The sequence below is a fragment of the Gordonia sp. YY1 genome (genome assembly GCF_009872315.1).
GTDB lineage: Bacteria > Actinomycetota > Actinomycetes > Mycobacteriales > Mycobacteriaceae > Gordonia > Gordonia amicalis.
This window is the reverse complement of record NZ_WXYI01000001.1, coordinates 311,293-333,669: the sequence shown is the minus strand read 5'-3', so window position 1 is coordinate 333,669 and position 22,377 is coordinate 311,293. Positions and strand designations below refer to the sequence as shown.

The window sequence follows — 22,377 nt, the reverse complement described above, 5'->3', positions numbered from 1 at the left end:
TCACGGGCGAACACCCGCGGGAACTACTTTACCGTTGCCCGTATGTTCCGGTTCGACTGGCTCTGGCGTCTCCTTGTGGTACTGGCTTCGATCGTGGTGGTCGCGGGCTCACTGGCCGGGTGTGGCGAGGAGGAGCAAGCCGGTCCCGAGGGTGTCCCGCTGCCGTCGGATTTTCCCGTCACGCAGGTGCCGCTGATCGACGGGCACGTGCTCTCGGCGAGCGGTACACGCGCCGACGGCTGGGAGGTCACCGTCCAGGGTCCGGCGAATGCCGGCAACCAGCTCGACGCGGCGGCGAAGAAGCTCACCGACGCCGGCTACACCGAATCGCACCGTTCCACCGAAGGTGGTCAGTCGGTCGCCGTGTTGTCCGCGTCCAAGGGCGGATCGACCTTCTGGGTCCAGATCGGCGCATCACCCCAGGCGGCCGGTGGTGGTTCATCGGTGTTCTACCTGGTGAACGCGGAGTAATCCGGCGCGTCGGCCCCCGCTGCGGCGGGGGCTTTCTCGTGCCCGAAGCTGCGAGACAAATGACAGAACATGTCAGGTGTTGACCTAACGCCTTTCGGTTACTAGTCTCTCCTGTGACCCGATTCACAACGCTGCGTCACCGTGTTGTCCGCCCTGGACTCCGGGGCCGCACATCCACTCATCGAGGAGCTGTTCCATGACGACGACCGAACAGGCGACCGACCCACTCGCCACCATCGCCGACCGCGACCGAGTCTTCATCGGAGGCCGCTGGGTCGAATCGAGCGGCAATGACTGGATCGACGTGGTCGACTCGTACTCCGAGCGCACCGCGGCCCGCGTCCGTGCCGCCACCGCCGAGGACATGGCGCGTGCCGTCGACGTGGCCCGGGCATCGTTCGACGGCGGTGAATGGGCGCGCAAGTCGCCTGCGGAACGTGCCGACGTGATCGACGCCATCGCCGACCGCCTCGAGACGCGGATCCCCGAACTGACGACCCTCGGCATCGTCGAGGTCGGCGTCACCGCGCCCGTCAGCGCGATGACCCAGCAGATGGTGCTCGGCCTGTACCGTGCGGTGGCCGCCGAGGCGCGCAAGGTGAATGTCGTCGAGGAGCGTCCGCGCGCCGACGGCGGGGTCTCCCGCATCGTCAAGGAGCCGACCGGCGTCGTCGCCGCGATCATCCCCTGGAACGGTCCCATCGGCAGCATCGCCTTCAAGGTGATCCCGGCGCTGGCCGCCGGGTGCTCGGTGGTCCTCAAGACCTCGCCCGAGGCGCCGCTGTCGCCGTCGGTGTTCGCCGACGTGGTCGCCGAACTCGTCGAAGAGGGTGTGATCCCCGAGGGCGTCCTCAGCGTGCTCGTCGCCGACCGTGAGGTCTCCGAGTCGCTCGTGGTCAACCCGAAGGTCGACCACATCACCTTCACCGGCAGCACCGCCACCGGCCGTCGGATCATGAGCCTCGCGGCCGACCGGGTCGCGAAGGTGTCCCTCGAACTGGGCGGCAAGTCCGCGGCGATCATCCTCGACGACGCTGACCTGAACACGGTGATGGCCAACCTGCCGATGGCCGGTTGCATGCAGTCCGGCCAGGCGTGTGTCGCCCTGACCCGCGTCCTCGTCTCGCGCAAGCGTCACGACGAGATCGTCGGGGCGTACAAGGCGGCCCTCGACATGATCCCGATCGGAAACCCCTGGGAGCAGACGAATTTCCTGGGGCCGCTGACCTCGGAGCGTCACCGTGAGCGCGTTGAGGGCTACATCGAGAAGGCCAAGGCCGAGGGTGCCGAGGTCGTCTACGGCGGCGGTAGGGTCGGGGATCAGGGCTTCTTCGTGCAGCCCACGATCATCGACAACGTGCGCAACGACATGACGATCGCCCAGGAAGAGGTGTTCGGTCCCGTCATCTCGATCATCACCTACGAAGACGAAGACGACGCGGTGGCCATCGCCAACGACTCCGTCTACGGCTTGTCCGGTGCCGTCTTCACCGCCGACGTGGAGCGCGGATTCGAACTCGCGCAACGCATCCGGACCGGAACGGTCAACGTGAACACCTCTGTTCTCGACTTCACCCTGCCGTTCGGCGGCTACAAGCAGTCCGGTGTCGGCCGCGAGGGCGGCGCGGAGGGTCTCGAGGAGTTCTTCGAGATCAAGACCGTGCACCTACCGGCGCCCCCGCAGTCCTGAACCGGGTGAGGGCGGACCTCTCCGACGGCTGCACGACCGACAACTGAACGACGCCAACGTGGCGATCCTTCCGGGTCGCCAAGGTGGCGCGCGGAACGAAACAGACGACCAGGCGTGACACTGTCACGCCTGGTCGTCGTCGTTGAAATCAGCTGTGTGGCAACGAGAAAAGAAAACCTTGAGCTGCTGACAAATATCACTTGACGTCTCATGTTCAACGATCTAACGTGGTGCCCGAAGGTGGCGGTCATCACATCGACTCACACGTCACGATGCGAGTCACCTCGTTTCACGGCGTCAGTCAGCCTGGCCGCGAACTCGGCAGGTATCGCCACTCACCCCCCCCAGAGCAAGGATCGAACATGAAACTCGAAGGCAAAGTCGCACTCATCACCGGAGCCGGCTCGGGTCTGGGCCGTCAGTCCTCCCAGCTGTTCACGGCGGAGGGTGCCAAGGTCGCCGTCGTCGACATCGACGGTGATCGCGCCGAGCAGACCGTGAAGCTCGTCGAGCAGCAGGGTGGCGAGGCGATCGCCATCACCGCCGACGTCTCCAAGAAGGACCAGATCACCGCCGCGGTAGACCAGACGGTCGCCGAGTTCGGCAAGCTCGACATCGCTTGGGCCAATGCGGGAGTCGTCTCGCGCGGTGGCGTGCCCACCGTCGCCGGCGGCGAGCAGGTCAACTTCGAGGACCTGACCGAGGAGGACTGGAACAATGTCCTCGGCGTCAACCTCTCCGGTGTCATCTTCACCGCCCAGGCCGCGGTTCCCCATCTCAAGCGCAACGGCGGCGGCACCATCATCGCCACCTCGTCGGCGGCCTCGTTCCTCGCCTACCACCAGATCGCGCTGTACTCGGCCACCAAGGCCGGCGTCAACGGCCTCGTGCGCGGCCTGAGCCTGGACCTCGGCCCCTTCGGCATTCGCGTCAACGGCCTCGCACCGACCCACGGCATGTCGCCGAACTTCCTGATGCCCGCCGGTTCGCCGGTCGTCGGCCAGTCCTACGAAGAGGTCTCCGGCCCGTGGGACCCGTTCGTCTCGCCGATCCCGCTCAAGCTGAACCGCCCGCCGTCACTCGTCGACAACGCCAAGATCGCCCTGTTCCTGGCCTCGGATGACGCCGCCTACATGTCCGGCCAGGTCATCTCCTCGGGCGACGGCGGCACCATGTCGCGCGTCGGCATGTGGTTCCCCGAGGACCTCGAGCAGAAGAACCCGAACGCCTGACCATGTCCTCCCCGCAGCCCACCACTCTCATCGTGGATCGCGTGGCGTGCGCCGGACACGGACTGTGCTACGGGGTCGCCCCTGATCTGATCGACGCCGACGATCAGGGCGACCCCGTCGTTCCGGAACGCGCTCTCACCCCGGACGAGGCGGCTCAGGCGAGCGAGGCGGTGTCGATGTGTCCGGAACGGGCCCTGGCGCTGCTCACCACCGACTCCACGACCACAAAGGACCAGTAATGACAACAGCGGAACGATCCCGCGAGGACGTCACCGTCGACTTCGACGTCTACGACCAGTCCATCGCAGCCCCGATCGATCGATTCCAGGAATTTGCCGCAGAACTCGCCGCGAAGGGACCGGTCGTCTACTCGACGGCCCACGGCGGCCACTGGATCGTCACCTCTTACGACGAGATCCACGAGGTCCTGCGCGACGCGGAGACCTTCTCGAGCTACCCCAACAACCTGGTGACGAACGAGGCCTTCGGCAAATTCATCCCGATCGAGCTCGATCCCCCGGAGCACACCGGCTACCGCAAGGCGCTGCAGCCGCTGTTCGGTCCAGCGCGGATGAAGAAGCTGTCCGATGACATCAGAGGTGTCGTCAACGACCTGCTCGACGGCTTCGCGAAGAAGGGTGAGGCCGAATACATCTCGGAGTTCGCCCACGAACTCCCGGCTCGGATCTTCCTGGCGCTGATGGACTGGCCGGTCGAGGACGCGCCGCTGTTCACCGAGGCGACCGACGTCGTGCTGTTCGGCAAGCCCGGTGGCTCCGAACAGGAGTCGCTGGAAGCTCGTGCGATCGCCGGCATGCAGATGCTCGGCTACTTCCAGAAGATGGTCGACGAGCGCCGCGCGAGCCCGGGCGACGACGTCACCTCACAGCTCATCCACACCGAGGTGGAGCTCGAGGACGGACTCCGGCTGCTGACCGACGAAGAGCTGAACCGCATGTTCTTCCTGCTGCTCATCGCCGGCCTGCACACCGTCCAGGGCTCGCTGGCGTGGGCGATCGTCCACCTGGTGAACAATCCCGAGCAGCGACAGCAGATCATCGACGACCCGGAGCTGATGATCCCGACCGCGGTCGAGGAGATCCTGCGCATCGAGGCGGCCGTGGTGCCCGGGCGTCGCGCCACCCGTGACGTCGAACTGGGCGGGATGAAGATCTCGGCGGGCGAGCAGCTGATCCTGATGCTCTGCTCGGCGAATCGGGACCACGAGGAGTTCGAGGACCCCGATGCCCTCGACATCGCCCGTAAGCCGAACCGCCATCTGTCGTTCGGCGGTGGCGCACACCGATGCCTCGGTTCACATCTCGCGCGCATCGAGCTCACGGTCGCGCTCGAAGAGATCCTGCGCCGAATCCCCGATTTCCAGCTCGTGGAATCGGATCCGCCGGTGTTCCACGCCAGCCAGGTGCGTGGCTGCGTCCGCATGCCGATCCGGTTCACCCCGGAGTCCTGACCCGGCGTCCCAGACCACCGGTGCGGCGGGTTGTGTTCCCCGCTCGCCGCACCGGTACCCAGGCCGCACCGTTGCCCCATAAAACTTATTACTGTAGGTTTAGGTCCGTATCCGCGGCAGCCCGCCGGGTGCATCCCTACTCGCAGACAACCGCTCCTCCACGGAGGGAATCATGACCACTTCGCTTCCCCGTCAAGATCGAATCAGGCGTGCGCTGGACCTCCTGCGCAACGAGACGACGGACAAGTTCGACGAGATCGTCCAGTTCGAGCCCGAAGAGTTCACCGATCCGGTGCTCGCGAAGGAGGAGCGCGACCACATCTTCGGCCGTGTGCCCTCGATCGTCGCGCACGGCAGCGAGATCTCCCGGCCCAACGACTTCGTCACGGTCCAGATGCCGCGGAACAACATCATCGTGGTGCGGCAGAAGGACGGCAGTGTCCGGTCGTTCGTCAATCTCTGCCGACATCGCGGGGCGATGCTCGAGAAGAGCGAGAAGGGGCGCTGCCGGATCTTCTCGTGTGGCTACCACCGCTGGTCCTACGACCCGGACGGATCGCTGCGGACCATCACGCGCGACTCGACCTTCGGCGACGTGGATCGTTCCGACCACGGACTCATCGAGATCCCGACCGAGGAGCGTCACGGATTCATCTGGGTCGTCGACAACGCCTCGGCCGAGATCGATGTCGCGGCGTGGCTCGGTCCCGAGATCGACACGATGCTCGCCGAGTACAACCTGGACAAACTGGTGTGTTTCCGGGCGGGGGGCTTCGACGAGCCCACCAACTGGAAGATCATGCAGGACGCCTTCCTGGACGGCTACCACATCCAGTACGCGCATCCGAACACCGCGGGCAAGGTCATCCACACCAACGTGATGGCCTTCGAGGACTTCGGGCGACACTGCCGGTTCATCGCGCCGCGCAAGACGATCGACCGATTCCTCGAGGAGGACCCCGGTGACGCGCCGCTGGACAAGTACGTCACCGAGACCCATTGGCTCGGGCCGAACAGCACGTTGCTCCGTCAGCCGGATCACTTCCAGCTGTTGACCTTCCGGCCGCATCCCACCGACCCGACCAAGTCGCGGATGGAGCAGCGTCTGATCGTTCCGTCGGTCGAGGACAGCGGAATGGAACAGGAGCGCTGGGAGCGCCTGTGGAACAAGAACTGGGAGATCCTGCTCGCCGTTCTGCACCAGGAGGATTTCCCGTTGCTGCGGGATTCGCAGGTGGGCATGGGCAGTGCCGATGCCGGCGAGATGCTCTTGGGCCGCAACGAGATCGCCAACCAGGTCTTCCGTCGTGAGACCAAGAGGCTGGTCGCCGAAGGACGCGCCGCCGGTTCGTGATCACCGGGGGGTCGGTTCGGCCGAATCGGCCCGTGTCGGCGAAGTCCGATTTATCCTATAAGCGTTAGGTGATTGGGGGGCCGGTCGTTCCGCCGGATTCTCGCAGTGCGGCGGCCGCGCCCCTCGGTCGCATCGAAACCCGTTGACATAGAAGAAAGTACGATCATGACCGCAACCATCGGCAAAGCCCTCGACTGGTGGGCCCGGACCAAGGGTGACACCACCGCCGTGGTGTTCTCCGAGTCCGAGATCTCCTACCGTGAGCTCCGGGACTGGAGCAGCCGCATCGCCCGCCTCCTCGTGGAAGACAAGGGAGTCGCCCGGGGTGACCGGGTGGGCCTGCTCGGGCCGAACTCGCTCGAGTGGCCGGTCGCGGCCCTCGGTGCGCTCAAGTCCGGTGGTGTCCTGGTTCCGCTCAACAGCCGTTACCGTCCGGCGGAGCTGCGGAAGATCGCCGACGACGCGGGAATCGGCGTCGTGATCGTTGCGCCGGGTTTCGAACAGCTCGCCGAGGACACCGCCGCGATCGGTGAACCGTTCACCGTGGTCACCTACGCCGAGCTCGAGGCGCTGCGTAGCGGGAGTGCGGACGACTTCCGGGTCGATCTCGATCGGGACGAGCCGACCACCGTGCTGTTCACGAGTGGGTCCACCGGTCTGTCCAAGGGGGTGATCCTGACCAATCAGACCCTCACGTCGATCGTCCTGGAGAACACGCTCACCGAGGAGGGCTTCCGGCCGGGAACCACCACGCTGCTGGTCCTGCCGCTCGCCTTCACCCCGGGTCTGGTGTACGGACTCCTGATCACGACGGTTCTGGGCGGCACGCTGGTCATCGAGCCGGAACTGAACCCCTCGAACGCGGTGAAGCTCCTCGAGAAGCACTCGGTGGAAGCCATCTTCGGTGTTCCGCTGATCTTCGAGGCCATCTCGCGTGCCCCGGAGTTCGCCGACGCGGACCTGAGTTCCCTCAAGACCGCGATCGTCGGCGGCGCAGCGGTGCCGGTGCCGTTGCTCAAGCGCTGGGGCGACAAGGGTGTGCTGCTGCGCCAGATCTACGGCATGACCGAAGCGGGCGGCGTCGCGACCGCGACGATCCGCGAGGAGGCCTTCGAGTACCCGGATCGGTGCGGCACCGGGTCGATCTTCACCGAGGTCAAGGTCTTCAACGACAAGGGTGAGGAAGCGGCGCCCGGGGAAGAGGGCGAGCTCGTCGTCCGCGGCCCGGGTGTGACCCCCGGATACTGGAACGACCCCGAGACCACCGCGCAGGCCCTCCGGAACGGCTGGCTGCACAGCGGTGACCTGGGCGAGGCGGACGAAGAGGGTCGGGTGAAGTTCGTCGATCGTCTCAAGGACCTCATCATCTCCGGCGGCATCAACATCTCGCCGGTGGAACTCGAGATCGCGATCGGCGCCATCGACGGTGTCCAGGAAGTCGCCGTGATCGCGGCGAACGACGACCGGTTCGGCGAGACGCCGGCGGCCATCGTGACGACCTCGGGCGACGTCGACGAGAAGACGATCGTCGAGCACTGCCAGCAGGTCCTGGCCGACTTCAAGGTGCCCCGCTACGTGGTGATCCGGCAGGACCCGCTGCCCCGGCTCCCAAGTGGAAAGATCGCCAAGACGGTGATCCGGGACGAGTACAAGGACGTGGACACTCGCTTCGATCGCGTGCGCTGAGGGGTGCGCGTGCGTTAGACGGGATACGCGCTGGGTGTGAGACGGCCGAGGTTGCGGAGGACATCCGCGCCTCGGTCGTTTTGCGTGTCGGCCGCCTCGACGCCACGGACGACGAGGCTGTCTCGAATTTTCCGCCTCGCGGACAGATGACACAGTTTGTCCGTTGTAACATCGCTTGAGGGAGGTGCACACACGTGGCACGCAGAAAGACGGGCAACGTCCTGAGCGAGGACGTCGACGAGGCCCGTAAACAGATCATGGTCGCTGCCGAGAAGGTTTTCCAGCGATACGGCGTATCCAAGACGACGATGGACGACATCGGTCGTGAGGCCGGTGTGTCCCGCCCGACCGTCTACCGCTACTTCGGCGACCGCGACACGCTCATCTCGGCCATCATCGAGCGGCGCTCGCGGATGCTGTTCGCCAAAGCGCGGAAGTTCCTGCTCGAGAAGGAGACCTTCGCCGATCAGCTCGTCGAGGGCCTGATCTTCCTGGTCGACCGCGGACGTCGTGATCCGTTGATCCGCATCCTCGTCAGCCCCGAGCACATGCAGATGGCCGAACCGCTGGTCGGTGCCTCGGGCCTCGCCGCGCGGCTGACCGCCGAGATGTGGGACCCGGTCATCGAACGGGCGATGGAGCGCGGCGAGGTCCGACGGGACGTCGACAGGGAGAAGATGGCGGAGTGGATCGCGCTCGTCCAGTTCATCCTCGTCGGGCGTCTGGACTTCGATCGTCCGGACGACCCCGAACACCGGGACATGTTGCGTACCTTCGTTCTTCCGGCGTTCTTGCCGAGCGCGGTGCCGGCCGCTACCGCCAAGTCCTAGCCCGAACCGCAAAGCGCCCCTGAAATCCGCCCTCTACAGACTGTCCGACGACACCACGTCGGCGCGACTACAGAGGGTGGTTTCCAGGGGCGGTTTCGGTGGCTACGGCGAACTCTCGGAGTAGACCTCGTCGATGACCGAGGCGTACCTGTCGGCGACGGCGCGTCGTTTGAGTTTCATGGTCGGTGTCAGTTCGTCGGAATCCGGTAGCCACTCGTCGGCGAGCAGCCGATAGTGCTTGACCTGCTCGACCCGCGACAGCTGAGCATTGGCGCGCTCGACTGCTTCGGCGATCACGGCCTGCAGGGCAGGATTCGCGACCAGTGTCGCCGGGGAGCCGTCGGCGAGACCGTGCGCGGCCGCGTAGGTGTCCGCGGCGTCCGGATCCAAGACGATCAGTGCGACGTTGTACGGGCGCCGGTCGCCGAAGACACACGCCTGGCCGATGAGCGGCGATGCGCTCTTGAGTTTGCCCTCGATGTTCACCGGCGACATGTTCTTACCGGCGGCGTTGATGATGAGTTCCTTCTTGCGGTCGACGATCGTGACCCATCCGTCCTCGTCGATCCGTGCGATGTCACCGGTGTGCAGCCAACCCGACTCGTCGATGGCCTCGGCGGTCCTCTCGGGGTCTTTGCGATAGCCCCTCATCACATGGGGGCCGCGCAGGAGCAGTTCGCCGTCCGGCGCCAGTTTCGCCTCGGTACCCGGTTGCGCGAGTCCGACCTTCCCGACGCGAATGTCGGTGGGCAGGTTGGTGAAGCCGAGTGCTCCGGTCTCGGACATGCCGAAACCTTCCTGGAGCGGAGTGCCGATGGCGAGGAAGAACTCGTGTACCGCCGGCGCGATCGGGGCGGCGCCGGTCATGAGCAGCGCGACGCGGTCGAGGCCGAGCTGGGCGCGGAGTCCGGCAAAGATCTGTCCGTCGGCGGCGGCGACCGACGCTTCGACCTCGGCCGGGACCGGTTCGTGACGCTGCTCCATCTGTACCCTGCGCGTTGCCGCCTCGATTGCTGCGAGCGTGGGTTCTCGCTGATCGTCCGGAAGTGCGGCGAAACGGGCGAGGAGTGCGGCACGGAGCTTCTCCCAGATCCGGGGAACGCCGAGGAACCAGGTCGGACGCGCCTCGGCCACGGCGGCGAAGACGGCTGTCGCGTCGCGCACGGTCGTGATCGGCCATCCGGTCACGGTCGCCAGATAGTGGGAGAAGACGCGGTCGGCCGCATGTGCCGTGGGGAGGTAGCTGATCGCCGCGCCGTCGGAGGCGAACGGGAAGCGCAGGTTGCAGGTGAACATCACGAACATGAGGTTCGCGTGGGTGAGCTCGACCCCCTTGGGGTCGCCGGTGGTCCCGGAGGTGTAGATCAGGGTCGCCAGGTCGTCGGGCCCGACGGTGCGCCAGGCCTGTTCGAAGTCGAAGCCGTCCGAGGGATGCCGCCGGAGGTCGGCGAGGCAGATGAGCGCCTCGGGACCGTCGTCGCGGCCGTGCGGACCGTCGTCGACGGCGCCGTTGACGACGATGTGTTCGACGGTGGGCGCCGCCGTGCGTCGGAGAACGTCGACGAACTCGGGATCGGCGACGACGACGCGGTTGCCCGCGTTCTCGAACAGGTAGCTGATCTGTTGGGCGCCGAGGTCAGGTAGATGGAGAACGGGGTCGCGCCGAGGTGCAGCACCGCCATGTCGAGGATGTGGAACTCCGGACTGTTGCGCACCATGAGGGCGACGGTGTCACCGCGGGAGACGCCGAGGCTCGCGAGGCCGGTGGCCACTTCCTCCACCGCGTCGCGGTACTCGCCCCAGGTGTACGAACGGTTGTCGCCGGATGCGGTCAGGGCGGTGCAGTGGGTGCGATTCGCCGCGGTTGCCTGGAAGGCCTCGACCAGGGTGGTGGCGGAGATACCGGGAGCCGCGACGGGTTCCGGCGATGTCTGTGTGCGGTTCATGGGTCCTGTCTCGATCACGTTGAGGGAGTGGGAATTCACCCGGGTTGGGCAACAGGTTCCGCGACGGCGGAGCGCAGGCCGGCCGTGACGGTGTCGCGGGTGGTGAGGAAGTGGGCCGGATCGGGTTGGTGGACCCGTCGCCAGTAGTCGACGTAGCGCCATGGGCTGTTGGTGACGATCCGCCCACGATCGTTGCGGTAGTATGTGGTGGTGCCGCCGAAATGCCAGACGGGTGTCCGCGAGCGCCTCGTCGAGTTCCCGGTTGTAGGCCTCGTACGCCTCGGGACGAACCTCGATGGTCGCGAGGCGATCGTCGATCATCGTGGCGAGCAATGCGGTCACGTGTTGGATCTGCATCTCCGTCCCGGCGATGACCGTCGCGCCGTGGCCGGTGTTGGTGTTCGGGCCGTATAGGCAGAAGAAGTTGGGGAACCCGGGCACGGTGATCCCGAGATGCGCCCTACCGTCGTCATCGCCCCAGACCTCCCGCAGAGTTCGTCCGTCACGTCCGCGGACCTCGACCGAGCCGAGGACGTCCACCGATCGGAACCCCGTGGCGAGGACGATCACGTCGGCCTCGAAAGTCGTTCCCGCCGTGGTGGCGACACCGTTCGGCGTGATGGTCTCGATCCCGGTGGTGATCAGGTCCACATTGTCCCGACGCAGGGTGCGGAACCAGCCCGCGTCGATCAGCAGACGCTTTCCGTACGGCGGATAATCGGGAAGGCTCTTCTCCAACAGGTCCGGGCGATCTGACAACTCGCTTTCGATGTATGCGGTGAGCATCGCGCGGAGCCGGTCGTTTCCCTTGTTGATGGCGCGGCCGAGGTGCGGATAATCGCGATCGACCTGCAGCAGACGCCACACCTTGTCGCCCATGCGCCAGAACAGCCTGGCGGGGTACCACGCCAGGTAGAACGGCACGTGTTCGTTCAGCCAGTGTGTCGACGCGCGTACCGCAACACCTTTCAACGGATGGGGCATCGCCCACTGCGGTGACCGTTGGAAGATACGCACCTGTGCGGCGATCTCGGCCGCGGCGGGGACGAACTGCATCGCGCTGGCGCCCGTGCCCACCACGGCGACGCGTTTGCCCCGGAGGTCGAACTCGGGATCCCAACGGGCGGTGTGGAGAACCGGACCGTCGAAGTCCTGGAGTCCCGGAAGGTCCGGGATGCTCGGCTGGTTCAGCAGTCCGACGGCACTGACGACGGCGGTCGCGGTGAGGTTCTCGGCCTCACCGGTGTGGACCGAACGGACCGTGAGTGTCCACGTCGAGGTGCCGGAGTCGAAGGCGGCTGAATCCACCATGGTCGAGAACCGTGTTCGTGCGAGCACGCCGTGCCGCTCGGCCAGATCCCGCCAGTACTCGGCCAGTTCATGCTGGGAAGCGAAGTGACTCGACCAGTCCGGTTTGGGGTCGAAGGACAGCGCGTACAGGTAACTCGGGGTGTCGACGCCGCAGCCCGGATACACGTTCTCGTGCCACGTGCCGCCGACGGCAGTGTTCTTGTCGATCAGGATGTAGTCGATTCCCGCCTGCTCCAGGCGGATCGCCATCGCGAGTCCGGAGATGCCGGCACCGATGACGGCGACCCGGAAACCGTCCGCCGGCGGTGACGACGGTTCGGAGTGGCGTCGGTGGATCCCCATCTCCTCGCCGAGCAGCCGGCCGTAGTCGTCGGGGATTGTTCGGCCAGGATGACCGACAGGATTTGCGAAAGTCGTTCGGGTGCCGGGGGATCGGCCATCGTCAGGTCACCGTCACGCCAGGCGCACAGTGCCGTGTGTGCTTCCTGTCGGATGCGGGTCGCGAGTTCCGGACCGAAACCACCGCCATCGTGGTCGCCGAGGTCGGGCGGCGGGGTGGGAAGAAACGGCTCACGAATCCAGCGGTCGTCACCGGTGAGCAATGCCAGCGATCCGAGCAGAATCGGCAGATTCGCTTCCTCGAGCGCCGCTTCGAGCTCCGCGTCGCCGAACTCCGCGTTCGGCCGGAACGAGTTGTCCGGTGCGCCGGACCAATCGGGGCCCGGCCACGGGGGACGTGGTGTCGATGTCCGATGTGGTGCCGATGTCCGATGTGCGGTCATCGTTTCGCCACCACCGGCATGCCGCCCTTGTTCGCGGCGATGTCCGCGTGAACCTCGTCCGGGTTGGCCACGGCCATCTGCTTGTCGGCTCCATCGGGGAGCTTTATGGCGTCGTTGAACTGGCGAAGCATGGCGAAGGCTGCCTTCTCGTCGTCGTGCGGGAGTATCCGCCCGACACGATCGGCGAAGGTGACGAGGGGACTGATGGCCGGCAGAATGTGCCGCCAAGCGGTCTTCTCGACGCCGAGAGCGTCCATCACATGCGGCGGAATCCACGAGTGCAGCAGTCCGTAAGCGAGTTTCAGCCTTCGTTCGTTCGTCATGAACTTCGCGACCGGCCCCGGCAGGACCTCGACATCGCCGGGCGGGTTCTCGACGCTGTACTCGATGATCGAATGCACGACGTCGTGGCAGAGCTCGTCCGGCGGCAACTCGATGAGAGTGTGCAGATCTGTCTTTCGGCGGGCGTCGTCGTAGTCGGTGTGCAAGATGTCCTCCGGGACACCGATGACATGACCGACATAGCGGCTCAGAGCGAAGATGTCGTCGAGTTCGCGGTCGCTGTAACGGATTCCGGCGGACTGGACGGCATCGGTGAACTTGACACCGAACTGCCCGGCCTGGGTGACCATGCTGTCGAGGTTGTTGATCGGGATGCCCCAGTTCGCCCAGTCCCAGTGGTCCGAGCGCCCGAGGCTGTGACGGACGGCGGCGTGGATCATGCGGACCTTGGCGGTCAGCCGGAACCCTTCCTCGAAGCGCCTCATCCCGCCCGGGGTGTACGCCGCCACCACGTAACGGAAGCTCTCGATGAGTCGCGTCCCGACCTTGTCCTCTTTGCGCAGCCGGCCGCTGAACAGGACCGGGCGCGTGGCGCTGTACATCGAGAACCCGCCGGCGATCGCACCCCAGGCGAGGACCGGCGGGACGATCGGTCCGGCGCGCCAGAACGCGACCGCGCCCCGGTAGAGCTGGTCGAAGTCGACCCATTCGGGGACCCGGTCGAGCTGCTCGAACAGCGCGATCAATCCGGGACTCGGATCGTCCACGGCGTCGATGCCGTACTCGAGTGCCTGGTCGAACGTGCGCCACGTCGAGGTGTACGACGGGTCCTTGAAGTCGAGCATCGCCGCGTACGCGTAGTCGTCGGCGAGGAGTGCGTGGTCGGTCAGCTTCTCGACCAGGTCTCTCCCATACATGGCTATTGCCTTGTCCTTGTTAGCGATTCGTCCCAGGTCGATCCCGCGGGGCAATCCCGTCGGTACATCCAGGTCGCCGCGAAAAGTCTGCTCGTCCGGCTGTGGTGCTGCGTGGGGTGTCATGTCCTCTTCCTCGCCGAGTGCGTGAAGCGGCCGGTGTGACGGCCGTTACACGGCAGGGTAGACCCGACTGAACACTATGTCTACACTTCATGTCTGGTTAGGTGTCTCGTCGCTGGTGCCACCGGCCGGCGAGCAAGATCCATCAGGAGGAGACAAGCCAATGTCCGGAGTCCCGACCCACGAGACCGGCGCAGTCGGTTCCGGCCTCGCCGCCGAAGTGCTGCGCGACCTGCTGGCCACGCGCTGGAGCTGTCGCGCATTCCGGCCTACGGCGGTGCCGCGCAACGAGATAGAAGCGATCCTCGACATCGCACGCCGAACCCCCTCCTGGTGCAACACCCAGCCGTGGCACCTGCACATCACCGAGGGCGACGCCACTGGTCGCCTACGGGAAGCGCTGCGGGCGCGGGTTGCGTCCGGGGCCGATGTCCGGCCGGACGTCGAGTTCCCGCGGGCCTACGAGGGGGTGTACCGCGAGCGCCGTCGGGAGAGCGGATGGCAGCTGTACGACAGCCTCGGTATCGCCCGGGACGATCGGGTGGGTTCGGCGCGACAGACGTTGCGCAACTTTGATTTCTTCGACGCCCCGAACGTTGCCGTGCTCACCACCGAAGAGGTCCTGGGCACCTACGGCGCCGTCGACTGCGGGCTCTTCGTCCAGAGTTTTCTGCTCGCGGCGCACAGTCGCGGGGTGGCCGCGATTCCGCAGGCGGCGCTCGCCACTCAGGCACCCCTCCTCCGTGAGCATCTCGGTTTACCCGCTGACCGGCAGGTTCTGCTGGGGATCTCCTTCGGTTACGCGGATGTCGATCACCCGGTCAACGGCTATCGGACACACCGTCAGAGTGTCGACGAGGTCGCGACCTTCGTCGGCGGAGGCCGGCTCGGATGAACCACTTCCATGTCCTGACGCGGGACGGCGTCCGGATCGCGTTCCACGACGTCGGTGACGGGCCGGGTGTGCTGCTCATCCACGGCTGGAGTCTGAGTGGGGAGGTGTGGGATCGGCAGATCCGTGTGCTGGTTGAGAGCGGCCACCGGGTGGTCGCGATGGACCTTCGGGGCCATGGGAACTCGGACGCCCCTCGCGCCGGTTGTCACATCGACTCACTCTGCGACGACGCCATCGAGGTCATCGAGCAACGCGCCCTCGACCGGGTGGCCCTCGTCGGATGGTCGCTGGGTGGCCTGGTCGCGATGCGATTGGCCTGTCGGCGACCGGATCTCGCGCGTTCCCTGGTGCTCGTCGCGTCGAACGGCGTCGCGTCGGCGCGACACGAGACCTTCCCCTTCGGGGTGCCGCCGGAGGGGCCGCTCGAGGCGATGCTCGCGGCCGAGCACGCCGACCGGATCTCCTTCCGGCGGAAGGCGGTCGGGGACCCTTTCAAGGGAAGCGACCCGGAACCGTCGGTGCTGGATTGGCTGCATCGCATCTCGCTTCAGACCCCGAGCTGGGCCGCTGGGGCGGCGTTGCGCACCTTGATGACCACCGAGCAGGTCGATCTGCTGAATCGTCTGTCGCTGCCGGTGACACAGATCGTCGGCGACGCGGACCCGGCGCTCTCGGTGCGCGGTGCCCGGTGGGTGCGGGATCGTCTGGGCGGTGAGCTCGTGGAGCTGGACGCCGGTCACTATCCGATGCTGGAGTGTCCGGACGACTTCGACGAGGCGTTGCTGGCGGGACTGCGGACCGGTGCCGGACTCCGGTCGTGAACGATCAGGTCACCCCGGTCCCTCCCTGCAGACGACCCTGCAGACGGCGTGTCCGGACATCTACTACTCTTCTCCCATGAGCCAGGGTTCGTTCGCGCGTCGACGCCCCCGTGACCACGACGGGAGTTCCGCGGCGGAGATCGCGGTGTTCGACGCGACCGAGAAATTGCTGGCCAACACATCTCTCCAGGACCTGACGGTGGCGCAGATCCTGGAGGTCGGCGGTTTGTCCCGGGCGAATTTCTACCACTACTTCGCCAACAAGTACGACGTGCTGGTTGCGCTCCTGGGCCGTGTCTTCGACGAGTCGTACGGTCTCGACGCACCGTGGGGGACGGACCCGGGTCGCGACCGGGCCCGGCGAATGGGGTCGAGTCTCGACCAGACGCTCGAGATGTGGTCGAAGCACGGAGCAGTGATCTGCGCGGTCATCGAGCACATGCACAGCCGACCGGCGGTGGCCGAGGCGTGGCAGCGCATGTTCGAACAGTTCGTGTCGGCTCTGGCGGAACAGATCAGGTTCGAGCGAGCCGAGGGTCGGGCACCTGACGGAGCTCCCGCGGTGATGCTCGCCGCGATGCTGGTCGGCGGCGCCGAGCGTGCCTTCTACGTGAGCACCCGTGGTCTCGATGATCGGTTGCCGGCCGCCGCGAGCGTCACGACGTCGTTGACCGCGATCAACGAGGCGGCCATCTACGGAGGACGCGCCCCGGCGAAGGGGCGGCGCGCGACGGCGAAGGACGCCGCGACCGAGGTGACCGCACCGCCGGCCGCGGAACCCGTGGCCGTCGAAACCGAGACCGCGCGCAACATCTTGAACTCGATGCGCGAGCTGCTGATGACCGAGACCCTCGCCGAGCTGTCGGTGGCGAAGATCCTCAAGCACTCCAACACTTCTCGCGCATCCTTCTACTTCTACTTCCGCAGCAAGGAAGATGCCTTCGTCGTCCTGTTCCGGGAAGCGGCCGCGCATGTCGTCGCCGGGCTCGCTGACATCGTCGAGGTCGATCGGGCGGACCCGTCGGCGCTCATGGCCCAGGTCGACCAGTGGTTGAACGTCGATCGTCACGCGGGGGCGGTCATCAAGAACGCCGTGCACGAGTGGCCGCGTCTGCCCGAACTGCGTGTCGAATACCTGGCGGCGATGAGTGCGATGGAGACCGTGCTCGAGTCGATCATCCTCGCCGATCGGAAGCGAGGTCTCGCGCCCGCCGGGCCGCCCGTTCGTGAGTATGCGGCGACCCTGTTGTGGACGATCGAACGCACGATTGCCGGTTCGCTGGCCGGGGAGGCCCATCTCGGCGACCGTGCCGCCGTCACGGAGATGGTCACACGATTCGTCTTCGCAGCGATCTACGGACGTCGCTGACCGCGCTGCACAACGCGACGCGGGAGAGTTCGAAAACCCTCCTGCCGAGTCGATTTCGGACTATTCCGGCGGAACTCCCGGTGATCGGCGGTGGAATCGTGCGTGACGCACATCGATCGAACTCGGATCTGCACTGCCGTTTTTGTGATTGACGTCACGTCTGAACACTATGTATGCTCACGGTATCTAGCCGGCCCACGGTGGGCTGTCGGCACCCCGCGAAGAAACCGGAGTCATCGATGAGTGTTACCCAGATCCCCGCCGGCTCGACCACCGCCGGCATCGACCACGACCTCGATTGTGCCCGTAGGGCTTTCACGAGTGGGCGCACGAGGCCGCTGTCCTGGCGGGTGGCTCAGCTCGAGGGGTTGTTGCGATTCATCGACGACTGCGAGGCCGGTATCGCGGCCGCGGTGTGCGCCGATCTCGGGCGAGACCCGATGGCGACGTTCATGGCCGACATCGCGCCTGTCCGGCACGAGATCCGGCACACGCTTGCGAACCTGGCGCAGTGGATGAAGCCGGAGAGGGTTCGGGTGAGTGCGGCGACCGCGCCGGGTCAAGCGTGGATTGTCCCGGAGCCCAAGGGAGTTGCTCTCATCCTCGGCGCCTGGAACTTCCCGATCCTGCTGACCCTTCATCCACTGGTGAGTTGTCTGGCAGCGGGGAACGCCGCGGTCGTGAAGCCGTCGGAGATCTCCGCCGCGACCGCGAGATATCTCTCGGAGCAGCTGCCGCGGTACGTCGATGCCGAGGCGGTTCGCCTCGTGCTGGGTGACGCAGAGGTCAGCGCATCGCTGGCCGGGCGGCCGTTCGATCACACGTTCTTCACCGGCTCGACGCCGGTGGGCCGTGCGGTCATGGCGGCGAGCGCTCGCAATCTGACCCCGGTGACGCTCGAGCTGGGCGGTAAGAGCCCGGTGATCGTGGCCTCCGACGCCGATGTGGACGTCGCCGCCCGGCGGATCGCCTGGGCCAAGGCGGTGAACGCCGGCCAGACGTGTACCGCTCCCGACTACGTGCTGGTGGAGGAGTCGGTGCGACCGGCGCTCGTCGAGCGGTTGCTTGCAGAACTGCCGCTGCGCGGGGCCCAGGACAGCACCCGGATCGTGAACGACCGGCATGTCGCCCGACTGCGGCGCATCCTGTCGACGCACGGCGGCGAGCAGTACGGCGGCGCGATCGACGAGTCGAGGCGGGTCGTCGCACTGGGGGTCGATCCGAGTGGTACGCAGCGCCCGCTGACCTGCACCGGTGGTCTCACCTTCGCCGGCGGGCCGTGGAACAACTACAGCACGCGCGCCATCGCCACGGTCGTCTCGCGACTTCGCGAGTCGCCGGGTACCTACGGTCTGGTGACCGCGAACAGCGGGTACCTGACCAAGCATGCGTTCGGCGTCTACAGCACCGAACCGCCGGTCGACGGCTTCCGCCGCGAGAACGTCCAGGCCGAGGTGGATGCGGAGCCGACGACCACGGTGGCCGAGACCCATGACGGAATTGCCGAGATCGAATCCTGGACAGTCGCTTTCGGTCGAGACGGTAACCCCGAGAAGGCATTCGTGGCGGCGCGCGTACCGGGCGGCGCGCGGACGCTGGCGGTGGTCACCGACTCCGGTGACCTCCGTGAGCTCGCCGAGGCCGAGATGGCCGGCCGCCGACTGCGGGTCGAGCAGTCCGGTACGGCCCGCCTCGATTGACCGTGATTATCTAAAGACGTAAGGTTTATTGCACAGACGCCGGGCATCCGGCGGTGAAGGAGTGACGCGATGAGCGAGATCGACGACTTTCGTGCGCGCTATACGCAGCACGTCGGCCACGTCGCCGCTGGGGACATGAAGTCCGCGCTGGCGGAGATGGTCCAGGAGAACCTCCCGACCGTGTTCGAGGGCGTCGACGTGCCCCGTGGCGCGATCGAGAACCACCGGATCGTCGGCGTCCGTGCGGACGGCGACCGGATGATCGGTGAGGCGGTGTACGCCTTCGATGGCCGCGAGATCGGTCTGCGCTCGATCTGGGAACGCGACGACGGCACCTGGCTGGCGGCCGCCCTGGAGAACTTCCCGCCCGGTGATCGCGCATGACCGCCCCGACGGTCGACGTCCCGTGGGGGCCGGCGGCCGACGGTCTCGATGCGCCGTATTGGGAGGGCCTTCTCGCCGGTGAACTGCGGCTACAACGCTGCGGCACCTGCCGGACCTGGATCTGGAGTCCGCAGTCGGTGTGCGGCTCCTGTCACGGCTTCGACCTCGAATGGGAGCGCGTCGAACCGGTGGGCACCGTCTACAGCTGGAGTCGGAGCTGGTACCCGTACATCGAGGAACTGTCCGACCGGATGCCCTACATCAGTGTTCTCGTCGAACTGGCCGACGCCGGCGGTCGCCGCGTCCTGGGCCTGCTCGTCGACGACGTCGAGCGGACACCGCGCATCGGCGAGCCCGTCACCGGCGTCTTCGAGCACAAGGAGGGCGAACCCTGGCCGCTGCTGCGGTGGCGCCGGGCCGACTCGCCGAATGGAGAGCAGTGATGTCCGGATCGATTCGTGGTGCGACCGCCGTCGTCGGCGTCGCCGAGATGCATTACAAGCGTGGGCAATCGCCCATGACCGAACAGCAGATGACCATCAAGGCCATCATCGATGCCTGTGCCGACGCCGGGGTATCGCCCCGTGAGATCGACGGATTCGTCTCGTACGCAGGCGGTTCCAACGACGGCCCCATCCTGGGCGCGGCCCTTATGGTCGACGAACTCCGTTGGTCGAACATGATGTGGGGCGGCGGCGGAGGCAGTGTCGCCGCAGCCGTCACCAACGCGGCTGTCGCGATCGCATCGGGACAGGCGCAGTGCGTCGTCGTGTACCGGGCCATGTCCCAGGCCGACACCGGACGACTCGGATACGCCAAATACCACTACGGCCCGCATTTCCTGGCGCACGGCGTCGGTTCGCCCGCGCAGATCTGCGCCATGCGTACTCAGCGGATGCTCGAGCACGACGGCGTCCCGCGGTCGGCGATGCGCTCACTCGTCCTGGCGGCGTATCAGCATGCGCAGCAGAATCCCACGGCCCAGGGCCACGGTCGGCCGCTCGACGAGGAGACCTACGAGTCGTCGCGCCTCATCGCCGAGCCGTTCCATCTCTACGACTGCTCGCGGGAGAGCGACGGCGCGGTGGCGCTCGTCCTGGTCTCCGCGGACCGGGCGCGCGACCTCCGTGCCGATCCGGCCTACGTCATCGCGGGCGCGCAGGGTGCGCCGGGCGGCTACAGCGAGCGCGTCGACAACGACGAGCAGTACGCGACCGCCGGTTTCGGTCCGGCCAACGGCGGCAAACCCGGTGTTGCCGAACGTCTCTGGGCGTCGGTAGGTCTGGGCCCCGACGACGTCGACGTGGTGCAGGTCTACGAGAACTTCAGCGGCCCCGCGGTTGCGGCGCTCATCGACCATCGCCTCTGCCCGCCCGGTGAGGCGGCCGGCACCGTGATGACGGTGGAGAACCTGACCGCCCCGCACGGAAAGCTCCCGGTGAACACCAGCGGCGGCAACCTCGCCGACTCGTTCATCAACGGGCTGAACCTCGCCGTGGAAGCGGTGCGACAGATCCGGGGTACGTCGACCAACCAGGTCGCCGACGCGAAGACCTCGCTGTTCATCGGTGGTCCGATGGCGCCGCTGGTCAGCTCCGTGTTGTTCGGCCACGCAGACACCCTGTAGCCAGGCACTCAGACTCCGAAGGGTCATCATGTTGGATCGCAACGAACTGTTCATCGACGGCACCTGGACGGCGCCGGCGTCGGGAGAGCATGGCGACGTCATCGAAGCCGCCACCGCGAAGGTGCTCGGCCGTAGCGCTCTCGCGGGACCGACCGACATCGATGCCGCCGTTGCGGCCGCACGCGCCGCGCTCGACGGACCGTGGGGTTCGATGAGTCGCGCCGAACGTGCCGACCTCCTCGACCGTTTCGCGGCGGCGATGACCGCGCGTGCTCGTGCCACCGCCGAACTGGTGAGCCGGGAGAACGGGATGCCGATCACCCTCGCGAAGCCGACGAACGGCTACGGCCCCGCGGCGATGCTGTCGTACTACGCCGGCCTGATCCGGTCGGCGGAGGACGAGGAGGTGCGGCCCGGTGCGCTCGGCGGTCGGACCGTGGTCCGCAGCGAGCCCGTCGGGGTCGTCGCCGCGATCACGCCGTGGAACTACCCGCAGCCGCTCGCCGCGATGAAGATCGCGCCCGCACTTGCGGCCGGCTGCACTGTGGTACTCAAACCGGCGCCCGAAACCGCCCTGGATGCTTTCGTCTTCGCCGACGCGGCGCAGGAGGCCGGCCTGCCGGCCGGTGTCCTCAACGTCGTCCCGGGCGGTCGCGAGGCCGGTGCTCACCTCGTCGGACATCCCGGGGTCGACAAGGTGGCCTTCACCGGGTCGACCGTCGCCGGACGGGCGATCGGTGAGGTGTGCGGCCGGCTCCTGCGGCCGGTGACCCTGGAACTGGGCGGCAAGTCGGCGGCGATCGTCGCCGAGGACGCCGATCTCGGGGTGTTCGCCGATCACCTGCTGGAGGTGTCGCTGGTGAACAACGGGCAGACCTGCCACGCCAGCACACGGATTCTCGCTCCGAGGTCTCGCTACGGCGAGGTCGTCGACGCGGTCACCGAGACCGTCCGTGCGCTGCGCGTCGGTGACCCGCTGGACAAGACGACGGCCATCGGTCCGCTCGTCAGCGCCGCACAGCGCGAGCGGGTCCTCGGCCACATCGAGTCGGGCCGGGCTGGCGGTTATCAGATCACCACGGGGGGAGGCGTTCCCGCCGACCTCGCGCAGGGCTGGTTCGTCGAGCCGACCGTCTTCGCCGGCGTCGACAACTCTGCCCCCATTGCGCAGGAGGAGATCTTCGGTCCGGTGCTCACCATCACCGAGTACGCCGACACCGACGACGCGGTGCGCATCGCCAACGACTCGGTGTACGGACTCGGCGGCACCGTGTGGACCGCCGACGAGGAGCGCGGACTCGAACTGGCCCGCCGGATCCGAACGGGGACGGTCGGTGTCAATCACTACGCCCTGGACCTCACCGCTCCGTTCGGCGGGGTGAAGGCATCGGGTCTCGGACGTGAACTCGGCCCAGAGGGTCTCGCGCCCTACCTCGCCCCCAAATCGGTGTATTTCGCCACCCGCTGATCGACTGAGCTGCAACAGGAG

17 protein-coding genes and 1 pseudogene are annotated in these 22,377 nt (G+C 66.7%); 16 read left to right on the top strand and 2 right to left on the bottom strand.

Translation table 11 applies throughout. The features are described from left to right. The first annotated feature begins 42 nt into the window (after window positions 1-42). From BPODLACK_RS01545 to BPODLACK_RS01510, 8 genes are all read left to right on the top strand, one after another. Entirely contained in the window at window positions 43-471 is a 429-nt protein-coding gene (locus BPODLACK_RS01545) for a hypothetical protein (RefSeq protein WP_024500250.1), read from the top strand. 196 nt (window positions 472-667) lie between these two features. After that, window positions 668-2,161: an aldehyde dehydrogenase gene (locus tag BPODLACK_RS01540; protein ID WP_024500249.1), complete on the top strand. Its 1,494-nt coding sequence runs from the start codon at window positions 668-670 to the stop codon at window positions 2,159-2,161. A 362-nt stretch (window positions 2,162-2,523) separates the two neighbouring features. Then, a complete protein-coding gene (locus BPODLACK_RS01535; protein ID WP_024500248.1) occupies window positions 2,524-3,393 on the top strand; it encodes an SDR family NAD(P)-dependent oxidoreductase in 870 nt (289 codons plus the stop codon). A 2-nt stretch (window positions 3,394-3,395) separates the two neighbouring features. Next, window positions 3,396-3,632 carry a ferredoxin gene (locus tag BPODLACK_RS01530; protein ID WP_096272936.1) on the top strand — a complete coding sequence of 79 codons (237 nt, stop codon included), beginning with the start codon at window positions 3,396-3,398 and terminating at the stop codon, window positions 3,630-3,632. Next, entirely contained in the window at window positions 3,632-4,864 is a 1,233-nt protein-coding gene (locus BPODLACK_RS01525) for a cytochrome P450 (RefSeq protein WP_159404570.1), read from the top strand. Before BPODLACK_RS01530 ends, BPODLACK_RS01525 begins: the two co-directional genes overlap by 1 nt. 172 nt (window positions 4,865-5,036) lie before the next feature. Further along, window positions 5,037-6,218, top strand: coding sequence for an aromatic ring-hydroxylating oxygenase subunit alpha (locus tag BPODLACK_RS01520; protein WP_159404569.1), 1,182 nt, complete (start codon window positions 5,037-5,039; stop codon window positions 6,216-6,218). 165 nt (window positions 6,219-6,383) lie between these two features. Continuing rightward, a complete protein-coding gene (locus tag BPODLACK_RS01515; RefSeq protein WP_024500244.1) occupies window positions 6,384-7,904 on the top strand; it encodes a class I adenylate-forming enzyme family protein in 1,521 nt (506 codons plus the stop codon). 194 nt (window positions 7,905-8,098) lie between these two features. Beyond that, window positions 8,099-8,734: a TetR/AcrR family transcriptional regulator gene (locus BPODLACK_RS01510; RefSeq protein WP_024500243.1), complete on the top strand. Its 636-nt coding sequence runs from the start codon at window positions 8,099-8,101 to the stop codon at window positions 8,732-8,734. Window positions 8,735-8,836: 102 nt separating this feature from the next. Here BPODLACK_RS01510 and BPODLACK_RS23395 read toward each other — a convergent pair. Then, window positions 8,837-12,228: pseudogene (locus BPODLACK_RS23395) on the bottom strand (AMP-binding protein); the annotation flags it as partial. A gap of 541 nt (window positions 12,229-12,769) precedes the next feature. Next, window positions 12,770-14,095 carry an oxygenase MpaB family protein gene (locus BPODLACK_RS01495; protein WP_006436892.1) on the bottom strand — a complete coding sequence of 442 codons (1,326 nt, stop codon included), beginning with the start codon at window positions 14,093-14,095 and terminating at the stop codon, window positions 12,770-12,772. A 160-nt stretch (window positions 14,096-14,255) separates the two neighbouring features. Between BPODLACK_RS01495 and BPODLACK_RS01490 the strand changes: the two genes are divergently transcribed. From BPODLACK_RS01490 to BPODLACK_RS01455, 8 genes are all read left to right on the top strand, one after another. Continuing rightward, window positions 14,256-14,987, top strand: a complete 732-nt coding sequence (locus BPODLACK_RS01490; protein WP_006436891.1) for a nitroreductase — start codon at window positions 14,256-14,258, stop codon at window positions 14,985-14,987. Further along, window positions 14,984-15,808, top strand: coding sequence for an alpha/beta fold hydrolase (locus BPODLACK_RS01485; RefSeq protein WP_006436890.1), 825 nt, complete (start codon window positions 14,984-14,986; stop codon window positions 15,806-15,808). Before BPODLACK_RS01490 ends, BPODLACK_RS01485 begins: the two co-directional genes overlap by 4 nt. Window positions 15,809-15,884: 76 nt before the next feature. After that, a complete protein-coding gene (locus tag BPODLACK_RS01480) occupies window positions 15,885-17,177 on the top strand; it encodes a TetR/AcrR family transcriptional regulator (RefSeq protein WP_040004805.1) in 1,293 nt (430 codons plus the stop codon). A 173-nt stretch (window positions 17,178-17,350) separates the two neighbouring features. Continuing rightward, a complete protein-coding gene (locus BPODLACK_RS01475; protein ID WP_255219193.1) occupies window positions 17,351-18,877 on the top strand; it encodes an aldehyde dehydrogenase family protein in 1,527 nt (508 codons plus the stop codon). 69 nt (window positions 18,878-18,946) lie between these two features. Then, a complete protein-coding gene (locus BPODLACK_RS01470) occupies window positions 18,947-19,261 on the top strand; it encodes a hypothetical protein (RefSeq protein ID WP_006436887.1) in 315 nt (104 codons plus the stop codon). Beyond that, a complete protein-coding gene (locus BPODLACK_RS01465) occupies window positions 19,258-19,704 on the top strand; it encodes a Zn-ribbon domain-containing OB-fold protein (RefSeq protein ID WP_006436886.1) in 447 nt (148 codons plus the stop codon). The genes BPODLACK_RS01470 and BPODLACK_RS01465 overlap by 4 nt, the downstream gene beginning before the upstream one ends. Beyond that, window positions 19,704-20,888 (top strand): thiolase C-terminal domain-containing protein, encoded by a 1,185-nt coding sequence (locus BPODLACK_RS01460; RefSeq protein ID WP_159404568.1) that lies wholly within the window; start codon window positions 19,704-19,706, stop codon window positions 20,886-20,888. Before BPODLACK_RS01465 ends, BPODLACK_RS01460 begins: the two co-directional genes overlap by 1 nt. Window positions 20,889-20,916: 28 nt before the next feature. Further along, a complete protein-coding gene (locus tag BPODLACK_RS01455) occupies window positions 20,917-22,356 on the top strand; it encodes an aldehyde dehydrogenase (RefSeq protein WP_006436884.1) in 1,440 nt (479 codons plus the stop codon). The last annotated feature ends 21 nt before the right edge of the window (window positions 22,357-22,377 follow it).